This window comes from Helicobacter sp. MIT 11-5569 (genome assembly GCF_000765695.2).
In the GTDB taxonomy this organism is placed as follows: domain Bacteria; phylum Campylobacterota; class Campylobacteria; order Campylobacterales; family Helicobacteraceae; genus Helicobacter_D.
On sequence record NZ_JRPB02000002.1, the window covers coordinates 1 to 13,843 of the forward strand.

Consider the following 13,843-nt stretch of genomic DNA (forward strand, 5'->3'; position numbering starts at 1 on the left):
AATGAACGACCAAAATCGTAGAGAATTTTTGCAAAATTCAGGAAAATTAATGGGTGCTTTAGCACTTTTTGGAAGTGGGGCTAATCCACTTAATGCACAAGAAAAAAGAACAGATTCTACGTCCAAAAACACATTGCCCACACGCACACTTGGAGTAAGTGGGATAGAAGTTTCAGCACTTGGGCTTGGGTGTATGGGAATGAGCGCAAACCACGGACCAGCAAAAGACAAAAAACAAATGATGAAGCTTTTGCAACAAGCTTATTATGAACATGGTGTTACACTTTTTGATACTGCTGAAATCTATGGACCACACACAAATGAAGAATTGCTAGGAGCTGCCTTAAATCTATGCGTGATAAAGTCATCATTGAAACAAAATTTGGGCTGTATTATCCCTTTGGCAAACAAATGCAAGATTCTAGCAAAAAATCCATTTTGCGTGCGCTTGATGCGAGCCTAAAACGCTTACAAACTGATTATGTGGATATTTATATCCAACACCGCGTAGATTTAGACACTCCTATTGAAGAAGTGGCACAAACAATGCAAGAACTCATCAAACAAGGCAAGATTCGTGGCTATGGACTAAGTGAGGCAAGCGCAAAGACGATTGAGAGAGCGCACAAAGTTTGTCCTATTAGTGTGATTCAAAGTCAATATTCAATGGCTTTTCGCGAACCTGAAACTAATAATGTATTTGATGTTTGCCAAAAGCTTGGAATCGCATTTGTCGCATATAGCCCGCTTGATAGAGGATTCTTAACTGGAACAATGCATGAAAATACCAAATTTCACCCAACCCTTGATATGCGAAGCTCTTTCCCGCGCTACACTCCTGAAGCACTCAAGGCAAATCAAGTTTTGATTGCATTTATTAAAGATATTGCTAAAAATAAACAAGTTGGGGGTAAAAGCGCGAGTGTTGCACAAGTTGCGCTTGCTTGGATTCTTGCACAAAAGCCATTTATTGTGCCAATCCCTGAAACTACGAATCCTAAGCATTTGATTGAGAATCTAGGCGCGGTAGAAATTGATTTTGCGCCTGATGAACTTAAAGAAATCAATACGCTTTTAGAGAGAATCCCTATTGTTGGTGAGCGATACACGCCGGGCAGTGATGCGGCTAAAAGTGTGGGATTATAATTGATATTTAAAGGAGAAAAAATGAAAAAAGTTTTACTAGCAAGTGTGTTATGTGGTGGTTTATTTATGAATTTTGCATTTTCAGATTCTGCGCTTAAAGGAGAACAAATGCAGCAAAAAGTTGAACGCAATTTAGGAGAGTTTAAAGGAGATTCCAAAATTTTTAGTGGTGAAGTGAAAGTTATTGAGCTGTTTAAAAAAGAATCGTTGAGAAATTTTAGCGGTGGTTTGGTGCAATTTAGCCCAAAGGCTAGAAGTGCGTGGCATTTGCACCCAGCAGGACAAACTCTTATTGTTACAAAAGGCACAATCTACACAGGCACAAAAGATGGAATCTCAAATGTAGCAAAAGAAGGCGAAGTGATTTCTTGTCCGCCAAATGTTGAGCATTGGCATGGAGCAGGATTAGAATCTAGCGGGGAACATATCACCCTTACGCAATACAAAGAGGATTCTAATGTAATATGGGGCGAAAAGGTAAGCGATACAGAATATCTTGAAGCAATAAAAAATGCGAGGTGAGTATAATGAACGACCAAAATCGTAGAGAATTTTTGCAAAATTCAGGAAAATTAATGGGTGCTTTAGCACTTTTTGGAAGTGGGGCTAATCCACTTAATGCACAAGAAGGCAACAAAATGACAAATCTTAAACCACTCACAACACTACCCACACGCACACTTGGAACAAGTGGGATAAAAGTTTCTGTGCTTGGGCTTGGGTGTATGAGTTTAGCTTATGGTTTAGGACCTGCTGTTGGCAAAGAGAGAGCAAAAGAAGTGATTGCAAAAGCTATAGATTTGGGTGTAAATTTTTTAGATACAGCTGAAGTTTATGGTCCTTTTTTAGACGAAGAATATGTGGGCTATGCACTAAGCTCAAGCTCTTTGCGTCAAAAGGTTGTTTTGGCAACAAAATTTGGGGTTCATTATCGTAATGTAAATGGAGAAAATAAGCAAGTAATAGACGCTAGATCTAGTGAGATTAGAAAGTCTATTGAAGGAAGTTTAAAGCGTTTAAAAACAGATTATATTGATCTTTATTACCAACACAGAGTAGATCCTAACATTCCTATTGAAGAGGTTGCAGGAGTGATAAAAGATTTACAAAAAGAAGGTAAGGTTTTGGCTTGGGGACTAAGCGAAGCAGGAGAACAGACGATTAAAAAAGCGCATAAGGAATTAGCACTTTCTGCACTGCAAAGTGAATATTCTTTGTGGTGGAGAGAACCTGAAAAAAGCATTTTCCCTACTTTAAAAGAGCTTAATATTGCACTTGTGCCTTTTTCGCCTTTGGGCAAAGGGTATTTAGCGGGTGCTTTAGATGAAAATACTATTTTTCAAAAAGGCGATTTGCGTCCTGTTTTCCCGCGTTATCAAAAAGATGCCTTAAAACAAAATAAGGCACTATTAAATTTTCTTGATGAAATCGCGCAAACAAAACAAGTCAATGGCAAAAAAGCCACGAAAGCACAAATTGCGTTAGCTTGGATTTTAGCACAAGAAGATTTTATTATTCCAATTCCCGGAACTACTAAAATTGCGCATTTAGAAGAGAATCTTGGTGCTTTGCAAATTTCTTTTAGTGAAAATGAAATGCAAGAAATTAATAAAAAATTGAGTGCGATTCAAATAGTAGGTGATCGGTATCCTGCGGGTTCTGATATGGCAAAAAGAGTTGGAAAATAACCACTAATTTAAAAGGAAAAATTATGAAAAAACAAATCAATCAAACAAGAAGAACATTTTTAAAAACAGGGGCTATCGCAGGAAGTATTGTGGGAATGGGGTTTAGTGGTAGTTTTTTAGAAGCTAAAGAAAATTTGCAAAATGCGGATTCTGAAATCCCTGTTGCAAATCCAAGCAAAGAAGCAATGCGCAATGCTAGTAAGAATCCTTTTGGGCTTGTGTATGATGGAGCAATCACGCATAATGAAAAAGGCAAAGTGCAAATATTTCCTATTTCTTACACAAGCACAGCAAATGCGAGATTAAAAATCGCTGCAAATCTCTATTTGCCTGCAAATTTTAGTGAGAATAAAAAGTATAAAGCCATTGTTGTCGCGCACCCAAATGGTGGCGTAAAAGAGCAAACAGCAGGGCTTTATGCACAAAAATTAGCGCAAATGGGTTTTATCACTTTGGCTTTTGATGCAGCATTTCAAGGAGCAAGTGAGGGTTTGCCTAGACTTGTTGATAAACCTAGTAATCGCGTTAATGATATTTTTGAGGCGGTAAGCTTCCTTAGCAATCATAAAAATGTAGAATCTGAAGGAATAGGAATCTTAGGGATTTGTGGCGGTGGTGGCTATACGGTAAAAGCCGCACAAAGTGATAAAAGACTAAAAGCAGTTGCGACTTTATCGCTTTTTAACACAGGTAAAGTAAGGAGAAATGGATTTTTGGATTCTGATATTAAAGGAATCCAAACAAGACTAAGCCAAGCAAGCAAGGCTAAAAGCAATGAAGCAAAAGGAGAAATTGCCTACACAGGCGCAGCTCCAAAAGCACTTAGCCCAAGCGAGCTAGAAAAGATTCCAGCAGGATTATACCGCGAAGGAATGGTGTATTATGGCGATACACACGCACATCCAAATTCAAGCTTTGCCTTTACCACAAGCTCACTTTTAGACCTTATGAGCTTTGATGCAACCGATAGATTAGAGCTACTAAACCAGCCTTTATTGTTGCTCACAGGAGATAAGGCAGATACAGCATATATGAGCGAAGAGATTTTTCAAAAAGCCACAGGAACACAAGATAAAAAACTTGTAAAATTAAACAACGCAACGCATATTCAAACTTATTATGAACCGCGTATCGTCAATGAAACATTGCATGCATTACAAGATTTTTATGCAAAATATTTGTAGAAGAATTTAGAATCTAAAAAGGAGAAAAAGTGAAAAAACTGATTTTATTGGCATTATTAGTATCGTGTGTTTTTGGTGCAGAAGCAAAGGTAAAAACGCTTGTGATTGCTTCGCACCCTTATCCGGAATCTTCTATTTTTATCAAAGGTTTAGAGCAAGCAGCAAGAAGCGTGAAAAATGTAGAAGTGCGCAATCTTGAAAGCATTTATGGCTATGACACAAAGGCGATTAATGGCAATATGGAGCGCAAACTTACGCGTGAAGTGGAACGCGTGGTGTTTATCTTCCCCACGCATTGGTTTAATATTACGCCGATGATGAAAGCGTATTTGAACGAAACTTGGGGAAGTGTCGGACCCGGACTTTGGCAAGGTAAGCAAATGTTAGTCGTCTCTACCGCAGCAGGAGGGCGCAGCACTTATGGCAAAAATGGTAGAGTAGGCGTAGATCTCAAAGATGTGTTTTTAAGCATGAAAGCAAGTGCGCTGCATTGTGGAATGACTTATTTAGAACCACTTGTTTTTGAGGGCGTGCGCGCAAATGAGCTAGAAAATTATAAAAAGGCTTTGATTGAGAGGCTAAGTAATTAAAGAGGCAAAATGCTAAATATAATACAAATCATAATATAAGGCAATCTCAATGAGTATAACTATTGCTGCAACTTGTGGTGGCAAATGCGTTACAATAAAGATTCAAAGACCAAGTTTTGAAAGTGTGAAAAAGGCGTATGAAGAGATAAGTAGGTTTGATATCAGTGCTTATATTGTGCGAAAAAATGCGCTATATGATGAATTATACGAACGCGCAAAAAGTGAAGGAAAAAGCGACAAAGAAGCACACGAATTTGCCGATATAGAATCTCTTTGGGTTGTATCAATAGAATTCGCAGAACCAAGATATAGGCAAGTTGGTGGTAAGGTAGAAGAATTATTTAATAACGATAAAAGAACATATGTGAATACTTGTGCTTTACGCATTAGTTATGCTCTCAATCATAGCACACACCCAATAAACACTATGGACAAACAAGTTACAGGAAGAGGCTATAAAGGAGAAGACAAACAAACCTATTATTTAGGGGTATTTGACATTATTGAATTTTTGAAATTAAATTGGAAAGAATTAACTTGGGCAAAGCCTACTTATGCACAAGTTAAAGAAGAGATAAAATGTGGTTGTTCTAAAGATTTTTATCATAAAATGGAAACCAAAGAACAAAACATACAATTTTTTAAAGAATTACAATCCATTCAAAGAAAAGGCATTATTGCGATGGTAGGAAGTGATGGACTCCGCCATACAACTCTATGGGAAATAGATAATTTTGTGGATGTAGCATTAGGAGTAAGTGCTAATTATCTTAATGAAACTGCCTATATAATACGAGATTTATACTTTTGGGATTTGATAGGTTAAGGAGGAAGTGTATGAAGAAGTTTATTTTGCAATACTTGATTATAGCATCTACAATAATGTATGCAGGAGATCCTTTTGGTGAAGCTCGCGGGGTAACGAATGCTATCCAATCTCATATTTTAGCTGAATGGGGATTGCAATATTGTTTGCAATACGATAAAGAGAATCTGTTTAAACCAATAGAAGAAAATAAACCCTTTGATTTGCGCAAAGATGTAGCGCAGGGCAAATTAGATTTGCAAAAATATTTAGATACTAAATATTTGCCTAAAACTATGGATACTCCCCATTTTAAGCATTGCATGATTATATATAAATTAGAAGAATACCAAGCCGAAGTCGAACGCATAGTTAAAAAATATTGCGAGGAGTGCAAATAGTTATGGAATCTTTGAGCAAATTAAAAGAAATAGCAATAAAAAACAGAATTGCAGGATTTATGCAAAAAATTTTATTGCCTCTTATCATCATAGCATTTTGTAGTAGCATAGTGAGTGCGGCAAAAGATTCTCTATCTGCAAGCACCAAAGGGGAAACAATGCAAGTTATTATGGAATTTGGTAACAATAAAATAATCATAGAGCTAGAAAATAATCCAACCTCAAAAGCATTTGTGGCAATGTTGCCTTTGGAACTAGAATGGAGTGATTATGCACAAAAAGAAAAAGTTACTAATCTCCCTAAAAAGCTTCAAGCCAAAGGAGATTCTAGCTATATCCCACAAATTGGGGATTTTTTCTGCTATGCACCTTGGGGAAATATAGGAATCTTTTATGAAAAACAACCCCCAAATAGCGGACTTGTCTATATGGGAAAAGTGGTAAGTGGCTTAGAATCTCTTAAATCCCAAAAGCAACCTTTTAAGGCAAAAGTCTATCTTACACATAAGGAGAAATAATGCACACTTCACAAAACAATAGAATCTTGCGGTTGATTTACCCGCAATGGCAAGGAGGCGATATTGCAATCTGGTTTGATGACTTGAGCGTAAGTGAAGCAGCAAGAGGCTATATTTTAGGTGCAGAGATTTTAAGAATCCTCACTGATTCTATTGCACCACAATACGAGAAAAACACCGCAGTAGTGCAGATTGAACGAGAATTTATGCACGATAGTGCGGGCAAGAGAATCGCAAACGATGGCATTATTGACAAAGAAGTTTTAATGCGCCAAAGCCAAAGTGCTTTTAGGATTTTGCAAGATAAAAAGCCTACAAAGATTCTCACTCTTGGTGGAGAATGTGCGAGTTCTGTGCCGCCTTTTAGCTATCTTGCGTCATTGTATAAAGACGAAGTTGCGCTTGTGTGGATTGATGCGCACCCTGATATTGGCTTACCTCATGATGAGTTTTATCAAGGCTATCACGCAATGGCAGTGAGTGCGCTACTTGGTAAAGGTGGGTTAAAAGAGGCTTTTAACTTGCAAGGGATTTTAGAATCAAATAAGGTTTTGCTTGTAGGATTGCATTCTAAAGAAGCAGAGCATTATGCACAGCGACAAAAAGAATTTGGGCTAAAGAGCCTAACACCCGAAGAAGTAGCAAAAGATTCCAACAAAGTTTTAGAATTTTTGCAACAAAGTGGAGCAAAAAAGGTGATGATTCATTTAGATTTAGATGTGCTTGACCCGAACGAGCTTTATGTCGCTGTGGGCAATACGGGGAAAATGAAAATTGAGCAAGTTTCGCGCGTGATTAATGATATTGCCAAAGATTATGAGGTTGTAGGACTTACAATCGCCGAGCATTTGCCAAAAGCACAAATCAAGCTTAAAGAATTGCTACGCGATTTGCCGCTTATTAAAGATTAAGTAGCAAAAGGAGAAATGATGAAAATTTTAGTCGCGTATTTTAGTGCAAGTGGAATCACAAAAGAAGTTGCACAAAGTATTGCAAGCGTTGTAGAGGCGAAATCGTATGAGATTTTGCCACAAGAGCCTTATACGAGGGAAGATTTGGACTGGCGTGATGAAAATTCGCGCACAACCTTAGAATGCAAAGACAAAGCTTCTCGCCCTAAGATTGCGAATCTTAAAGATATAACGCCCTTTGATGTGATTTTTATTGGCTTTCCGATTTGGTGGTATAGCGCCCCGCCGATTATTTTTACATTTTTAGAATCGCAAAACTTTGATGGTAAAATTATTATTCCTTTTTGCACAAGCGGGGGAAGCGATTTAAGCAACGCGCCAAGAGAGATGCAAAAAATTGCAACAGGGGCGGACTTTAAACAAGGGCGATTGTTGCGTTTTGGAGAGAGTAAGGCGAGTATTAAAAAGTGGATTAACACATTAGGAATCGGAGAGTTTTAAAGGATAAGGTTATGGCATATACGATTATAGAAGTGGAGAAAAAGACGGGCATTCCTTCAAGAACATTGCGTTTTTGGCTAAGCAAGGAGTTGTTTCCTTATATAGAGCGCGATAAAAATGGAATCCGCTATTTTTCTGAAAATGATGTGAAATGGGTAATTTGGGTAAATTGCCTAAGAAATTGTAATATGAGCATTAAAGATATTAAACATTATGTGAGTCTCGCAAAAGGAGGAATCCAAACCGCAAAGGAGCGTAAAGAACTGCTAGAGCGGCAATTTGCAAATCTTAATGAACAGCTTGAGATTCTCAATGAGGCGCATAAAAAGATAAAAACTAAAATTGCTTTATATGATGAAATGTTAGAAACAGGGATTGACTTTTTAAACCCGAATGATAAATCTAAAGAAGAGTTAGCAAAAATTGCAGAATCGGATTTGATTATCTATCAAATGCCTGCGTGGTGGATGGGTGAGCCTTTTATAGTGAAAAAATATATTGATGAAGTGTATCTTGCAGGCTTTGGAGTATTGTTTGCAAATGATGGGCGAAGTCGTGCTGATGAGAGCTTAAAATATGGAAGTGGCGGTTTAGCGCAAGGTAAAAAAGTTATGCTTAGTGTAACTTGGAATGCTCCAAAAGAAGCCTTTGTGGAATCTGATGGATTTTTTGAAGGTGTTGGTGTGGAAGGTGTGTATTTACATTTACGCAAAGCACACGAATTTTGTGGTATGCAATGGTTGCCGATTTTTATGTGCAATGACGTTGTAAAGAATCCACAAATAGAGCAATACATCAGTGATTATAAAGCACATTTACAAAAATATGTGTAAGGTTGCTTTTTGGTTGGAATTGGTTGAATTAAAATACTTTTAAGTAATTCTTTGCTTTATTTAAAAATCTTAAAATAAAGGATTAAAATGTTGATAAAGCTTAAAGATAAAGAACCAAAAGTCGCAAATAATGTGCTAATCGCAGAGGGTGCTAAGGTGATTGGCGAAGTGGAGATTGGGGAAGATTCTAGTGTGTGGTTTAATTGTGTGCTTAGGGGAGATGTTAATTCTATTAAAATAGGCAAACGCACAAATATTCAAGATTTGACGACTTTGCATGTGTGGCACAAAACTTATGATGCAAATGGGGTTGAAATGGATTCTGGTTATCCTGTAGAGATTGGTGATGATGTAACCATAGGGCATAATTGTGTCATTCATGCTTGTGTTTTAAAAAATCGTGTTTTGGTAGGAATGCATGCTGTAGTAATGGATGGAGCAGTTATAGAAGAAGATAGCATTGTCGGGGCTGGAAGTGTTGTAACAAAAGGCAAGAAATTTCCCCCACGCTCTTTAATCTTGGGTAATCCTGCAAAATTTGTAAGAGAGCTAAAAGAAGAAGAAATTGCGCTTATTAAAGAATCTGCACAAAATTATGTCCGCTTTAAAAATGATTTCTTATAATTTTTAATTGGTTATTATAATTTTGGGGATAATTTTTAAATTTAAATGTATAAAAATGTTACTTTGTTTTTCTTTGGAATCGCGGATTTATTGAATTTTAGTGGTTTTTAATTTTTTGACAATATACTAAAAAGACAATAAATATTTTACTTTTAATTAGGAGGGATTATGTGGCAACAGATTGTTGATCCGTTGGGAAATATTTGGTTAAGCGCAATCGTAGCATTTCTGCCTATTTTGTGTTTTTTGCTTTGTTTGCTTGTTTTTAAACTCAAAGGTTATCAAGCTGGGTTTATTACAGTATTGGTCGCGACTTTGATTGCATTGTTTGTCTATGGAATGCCTTTTTCATTGATTGGTGCGTCTTTTGTGCAAGGGTTTGCGCAAGGAATGTGGCCTATTGCATGGATTATTATTGCGGCAATTTTCTTGTATAAACTTTCGGTGAAGTCTGGCTCTTTTGAAGTGATTAAACAAAGTGTTATGTCTATCACTCCTGATCATAGGATTCAAGTTATTTTGATTGGATTTTGTTTTGGTTCGTTTTTAGAAGGTGCAATCGGGTTTGGTGGTCCTGTTGCAATTACTGCTGCACTACTTGTTGGGCTTGGGCTAAAGCCTCTTTATGCTGCTGGGCTTTGTTTGATTGCAAATACTGCGCCAGTTGCTTTTGGAGCGGTGGGGATTCCGATTATTGCTATGGCAAATCTTGTAGGAGTTGAGCAATATGCAGTTTCTGCAATGGTAGGTAGAATGCTGGTTCCGCTTAGTTTGACAGTTCCATTTTTTATTGTATTTTTGATGGACGGATTCAAAGGCGTTAAAGAAACATTCCCAGCAATTTTTGTTGCAGCAGTTACTTTTACAACAACACAATTTATAAGCTCTAATTATTTAGGTGCAGAGTTGCCTGATATTGTTTCAGCGATTGTTTCACTTGCTTGCACTACTGCGTTCTTGAAGTTTTGGAAGCCTAGCAATATCTTTAGATTAGATGATGAAAAAGATTTTTCTAATAATACGCAGCTAGAGTTAAAAATAGTTATTAGGGCGTGGATGCCATTTATTTTATTGATTCTTTGTATTGTTGTTTGGACGCAGCCTTGGTTTAAAGCACTTTTTGCTAAAGGGGCAATTTTTGATTATACACAAGTTACGATTGCATTTAATAATATTCAAGGGAGCATTGTTGATGTCAATGGCAAACCTGTTGGGTTGAGCTTGCCGATTAACTTTGTAGCATTACAAGCTGGGACAGCAATTTTACTTGCAGCATTTTTGACAATTTGGACTTTGAAAATTAAAGCAAGTGATGCTGCAGAATGTTTTTGGGAAACTCTAAAAGAAATGGCGATTCCTTGTATTACTATTGGTTTGGTTGTTGCTTTTGCATTTATTGCAAAAAACTCTGCAATGAGCGCGACTTTAGGATATGCTTTTGCGCAAACTGGTAATGCTTTTGCATTCTTTAGCCCAGTGATTGGTTGGATTGGTGTTTTCTTAACAGGTAGTGATACAAGTGCAAATCTCCTTTTTGGTCCATTGCAACAAGTAACAGCTAGGGAATTAGGAATCGGAGAAGCATTATTCTTAGCGGCAAATTCAGTAGGTGGAGTTGTAGGAAAAATGATTTCTCCACAATCTATTGCGATTGCTTGTGCAGCTGTTGGATTGGTTGGCAAAGAATCAGATTTATTTAAATTCACATTAAAATATTCTATTGGTTTTATTATTTTAATTGGGATTTGGACATTGATTATTGCAACATTCCTAACAGGAATTGTTCCTGAAGTTATATCTTTAGCACGATAAGGCTATATTATGAAAAAAGTTTATTTTTATGCGACTTGTTTAGGCACAGCAGCTATGCAAGAGGCTGTGCTAAGTGCGATTAAACTTCTACGCAAAGAGGGTGTGGAAGTGATTTTTAAAAAAAATCAAACCTGTTGTGGGCAACCTGCGTTTAACTCTGGATATTTCAAAGAAAGCAAGGAAATTGCACTCTATAATATGCAACAATTTAAAGGAGATTATCCAATTGTAGTGCCTAGTGGTTCTTGTGCAGGAATGATGAGCCATGATTATTTAGAGCTCTTTAAAGAGAATAAAGAATTTGATAGAGTGCGTGCATTTAGCTCTCGTGTAATAGAACTTAGTCAATATTTAGATGAGGTTTTAAAAGTAGATTATGAGGACAAGGGTGAGAATATCAAAGTCGCATGGCATTCTAATTGCCATGCTTTAAGGGTGCAAAAAAGTGTTGAAGCAAGTAAGAATCTTATTAGAAGATTGAAAAATGTTGAGCTTGTGCCTTTAGAATTTGAAGAAGAATGTTGTGGATTTGGTGGGACTTTTTCTGTCAAAGAGCCTGAAATTTCTAATGCTATGGCATTGCAAAAAGTGAAAGATATTCAAAATAGTGGCGCGCAGTATTTAATTAGCGGTGATGGAGGCTGTCTTTTAAATATTAAAGGCACAATGGAGCGCATAGGAGCAGAAGTGAAAGGTTTGCATTTGTATGACTTTTTATTAAAAAGAATAGAAGGGGTGCGCTTATGAGTGAAAAAATGCCACACGAACAAATTGTAAATATTAAGCTTAATGACGCACAAATGCGTGATAATCTTAATGTTGCAATGCACACATTGCAGAAAAATCGCCTAAAAGTCATTGAGGATAAATTTCAAGATTGGCAAGGCTTACGCGCAAAAGCAAAGCAAGCTAAAAATAATGCTCTAATGGATTTAGAACAAAGATTGTTAGAATTTGAAAAAAATGCTACAAAAAATGGAATCCATGTGCATTGGGCTTCTAGCAGTGATGATGCTTGCGAGATTATTTATACCCTAATGCAAGAAAAGAATATTGCCAAGATTCTTAAGGGTAAATCTATGGCAAGTGAAGAAATTGGGCTAAACCATTTCTTAGAGAAAAAGGGAATTACTGCGATTGAAACAGATTTGGGAGAGTTGATTTTGCAGTTAAATGATGAAACTCCTGTGCATATTGTCGTTCCTGCGATTCATCGCAATCGTTATGAGATTGGGAAAATTTTTGAAGAAAAGCTTGGTTCTCCTTTAGAATCTGAACCCGAAAAACTTAATGCTATTGCAAGAAAACATTTAAGAGATGAGTTTGAAGGCTTGCAAATGGGCTTGAGTGGGGTTAATTTTGCAATGTCTAAAGAAGGAGCATTTTGGTTGATTGAAAATGAAGGCAATGGGAGAATGTGCACCACTGCTCCAGATATTCATGTTGCTTTATGTGGCATTGAAAAGGTTATGGAGAGTTTCGAAGATGCAGCGACAATGGTGCATTTGCTTACCCCATCAGCAACAGGGCAATTTATCCCAACTTATAATAATATTATCACAGGACCGCGTAAAAATGGAGATTTAGATGGACCAAAAGAAGTGCATATTGTGCTTTTTGACCATCACAGAAGTGATATGCTAGCTCATAGGGATTACTATGAGGCGTTGCGATGTATCCGTTGTGGAGCTTGTATGAACTTTTGTCCTGTGTATGATAAAATTGGTGGGCATACTTATCAGACGATTTATCCCGGACCTATTGGCGAGGTGATTAGTCCGAATCTTTTTGGGATTGATACAACAGGAGATATTTTAAGCTTTTGTTCTTTATGTGGGCGATGTTCTGAAGTATGTCCAGTGAAAATTCCTTTAGCAGATTTAATTAGAAAGCTAAGAAGTAATAAAATTGGACAAGGAGAAAATCCTCCACTTGGTGCTTACGCATTAGAATATGATAAAGCAGAATCTAGCGCAATGCAGAATTTTGTTAGACTTGCAACAAATGGTGCTATTTGGCGTTTTTCACTTTCTAAAGCACATTATTTTAATGGAGTCTTGCATAAGTTTAAAGATTCTTTACCGGTTGTTAAAAAGTGGAGTGCGTTTAAGGAGCTTCCACAAATTGAGCTTGATTTATATAAAGAGATTCAAAAAATTGATGGGGTGATTTATGAGTAGAATCCAAGAAATTTCACAACGTAGCAAGGGGCAGATTTTAGAACGTTTAAAAAGAGCACATAAGGATTCTAGTTTTGCCTATACGCCAAGCATTGACCCTGTGGAACATATCCAAAGAAGTGGGGATATGCTAGAAGAGCTAAAACGCAAAATGACAGATAATAAATACATAGTAGAGGAAAGCACAAAAGAAGAGTTAGAAAATAAAATTAATTCTATTACTGCAAGCTATGGTTATACAAAAATGATTTATGGGGAGAGCTTAGGGCTTGATATTGACAAGATTCAAGCGCAAGAAAAAGTGTGCTTTAATAAAGAGATTGAAGAATTGCGCCAAGAAGTATTCCATAGTGAATTTTCTATCGTGCGCGCTAGGGTTGGTGTTAGCTCGCATGGAGTAGCATTAGTGCATTCTTCAAGCGCGCAACCTAGAATGTTATCCCTTGCTCCTACGCTTTGTATTATGCTTTTAGAGAAAAAGAATATTGTGGGAAGTTTGGCTGAAGCACTAAATTTAGTAAAAAATGAAAACGCAGTTTTACCAAGCAATATTTTATTTATTGCCGGACCTTCACGCACAGCAGATATTGAGCTAATCACCGTGTTTGGTGTGCATGGTTCGCAGAAAGTGCATATTATTTTATATTAAT

General features: G+C 37.0%; 15 protein-coding genes and 2 pseudogenes. All 17 read left to right on the forward strand.

The features are described 5' to 3' along the window. Window positions 1–238: 238 nt before the first annotated feature. The 17 genes and pseudogenes from LS70_RS02175 to LS70_RS02250 all read left to right on the forward strand — a co-directional run bounded on the left by LS70_RS02175 (window position 239) and on the right by LS70_RS02250 (window position 13,842). Window positions 239–1,146 (forward strand): annotated as a pseudogene (locus LS70_RS02175) (aldo/keto reductase). 108 nt (window positions 1,147–1,254) lie between these two features. Further along, window positions 1,255–1,668, forward strand: a complete 414-nt coding sequence (locus tag LS70_RS02180) for a cupin domain-containing protein (protein WP_034291478.1) — start codon at window positions 1,255–1,257, stop codon at window positions 1,666–1,668. A 5-nt stretch (window positions 1,669–1,673) separates the two neighbouring features. Next, the gene (locus LS70_RS02185; RefSeq protein WP_236096419.1) at window positions 1,674–2,834 is read left to right on the forward strand and encodes an aldo/keto reductase; all 1,161 of its coding nucleotides are present in this window, start codon (window positions 1,674–1,676) and stop codon (window positions 2,832–2,834) included. A gap of 23 nt (window positions 2,835–2,857) precedes the next feature. Further along, the gene (locus LS70_RS02190; protein WP_236096420.1) at window positions 2,858–4,018 is read left to right on the forward strand and encodes an alpha/beta hydrolase; all 1,161 of its coding nucleotides are present in this window, start codon (window positions 2,858–2,860) and stop codon (window positions 4,016–4,018) included. A 29-nt stretch (window positions 4,019–4,047) separates the two neighbouring features. Then, window positions 4,048–4,608, forward strand: a complete 561-nt coding sequence (locus LS70_RS02195) for an NAD(P)H-dependent oxidoreductase (RefSeq protein ID WP_052083444.1) — start codon at window positions 4,048–4,050, stop codon at window positions 4,606–4,608. A 49-nt stretch (window positions 4,609–4,657) separates the two neighbouring features. Next, on the forward strand, window positions 4,658–5,434 hold the full coding sequence (locus tag LS70_RS02200; RefSeq protein WP_034291035.1) for a T6SS effector amidase Tae4 family protein: 777 nt from the start codon (window positions 4,658–4,660) through the stop codon (window positions 5,432–5,434). A gap of 11 nt (window positions 5,435–5,445) precedes the next feature. After that, complete coding sequence (locus LS70_RS02205; protein ID WP_034291034.1) at window positions 5,446–5,814, forward strand: hypothetical protein; 369 nt, start codon at window positions 5,446–5,448, stop codon at window positions 5,812–5,814. Between the two features lie 59 nt (window positions 5,815–5,873). Further along, on the forward strand, window positions 5,874–6,332 hold the full coding sequence (locus LS70_RS02210; protein WP_034291044.1) for a cyclophilin-like fold protein: 459 nt from the start codon (window positions 5,874–5,876) through the stop codon (window positions 6,330–6,332). Continuing rightward, complete coding sequence (locus LS70_RS02215; protein ID WP_034291032.1) at window positions 6,332–7,243, forward strand: arginase family protein; 912 nt, start codon at window positions 6,332–6,334, stop codon at window positions 7,241–7,243. Before LS70_RS02210 ends, LS70_RS02215 begins: the two co-directional genes overlap by 1 nt. 18 nt (window positions 7,244–7,261) lie before the next feature. Then, entirely contained in the window at window positions 7,262–7,744 is a 483-nt protein-coding gene (locus tag LS70_RS02220; protein WP_081949887.1) for a flavodoxin, read from the forward strand. Window positions 7,745–7,755: 11 nt separating this feature from the next. Further along, a pseudogene (locus LS70_RS10420) lies at window positions 7,756–7,950 on the forward strand (MerR family transcriptional regulator); the annotation flags it as partial. Next, window positions 7,933–8,577 (forward strand): NAD(P)H-dependent oxidoreductase, encoded by a 645-nt coding sequence (locus LS70_RS10285; RefSeq protein WP_442906992.1) that lies wholly within the window; start codon window positions 7,933–7,935, stop codon window positions 8,575–8,577. The pseudogene LS70_RS10420 and the gene LS70_RS10285, both read left to right, overlap by 18 nt. An 87-nt stretch (window positions 8,578–8,664) precedes the next feature. Next, window positions 8,665–9,201, forward strand: a complete 537-nt coding sequence (locus tag LS70_RS02230; RefSeq protein WP_034291028.1) for a gamma carbonic anhydrase family protein — start codon at window positions 8,665–8,667, stop codon at window positions 9,199–9,201. Window positions 9,202–9,369: 168 nt separating this feature from the next. Continuing rightward, window positions 9,370–11,013, forward strand: a complete 1,644-nt coding sequence (locus LS70_RS02235; protein WP_034291026.1) for an L-lactate permease — start codon at window positions 9,370–9,372, stop codon at window positions 11,011–11,013. A gap of 6 nt (window positions 11,014–11,019) precedes the next feature. Further along, window positions 11,020–11,760, forward strand: a complete 741-nt coding sequence (locus LS70_RS02240) for a (Fe-S)-binding protein (RefSeq protein WP_138109307.1) — start codon at window positions 11,020–11,022, stop codon at window positions 11,758–11,760. Next, window positions 11,757–13,193, forward strand: coding sequence for a LutB/LldF family L-lactate oxidation iron-sulfur protein (locus LS70_RS02245; protein WP_034291022.1), 1,437 nt, complete (start codon window positions 11,757–11,759; stop codon window positions 13,191–13,193). The genes LS70_RS02240 and LS70_RS02245 overlap by 4 nt, the downstream gene beginning before the upstream one ends. Next, complete coding sequence (locus LS70_RS02250; RefSeq protein ID WP_034291020.1) at window positions 13,186–13,842, forward strand: LutC/YkgG family protein; 657 nt, start codon at window positions 13,186–13,188, stop codon at window positions 13,840–13,842. The genes LS70_RS02245 and LS70_RS02250 overlap by 8 nt, the downstream gene beginning before the upstream one ends. The last annotated feature ends 1 nt before the right edge of the window (window position 13,843 follow it).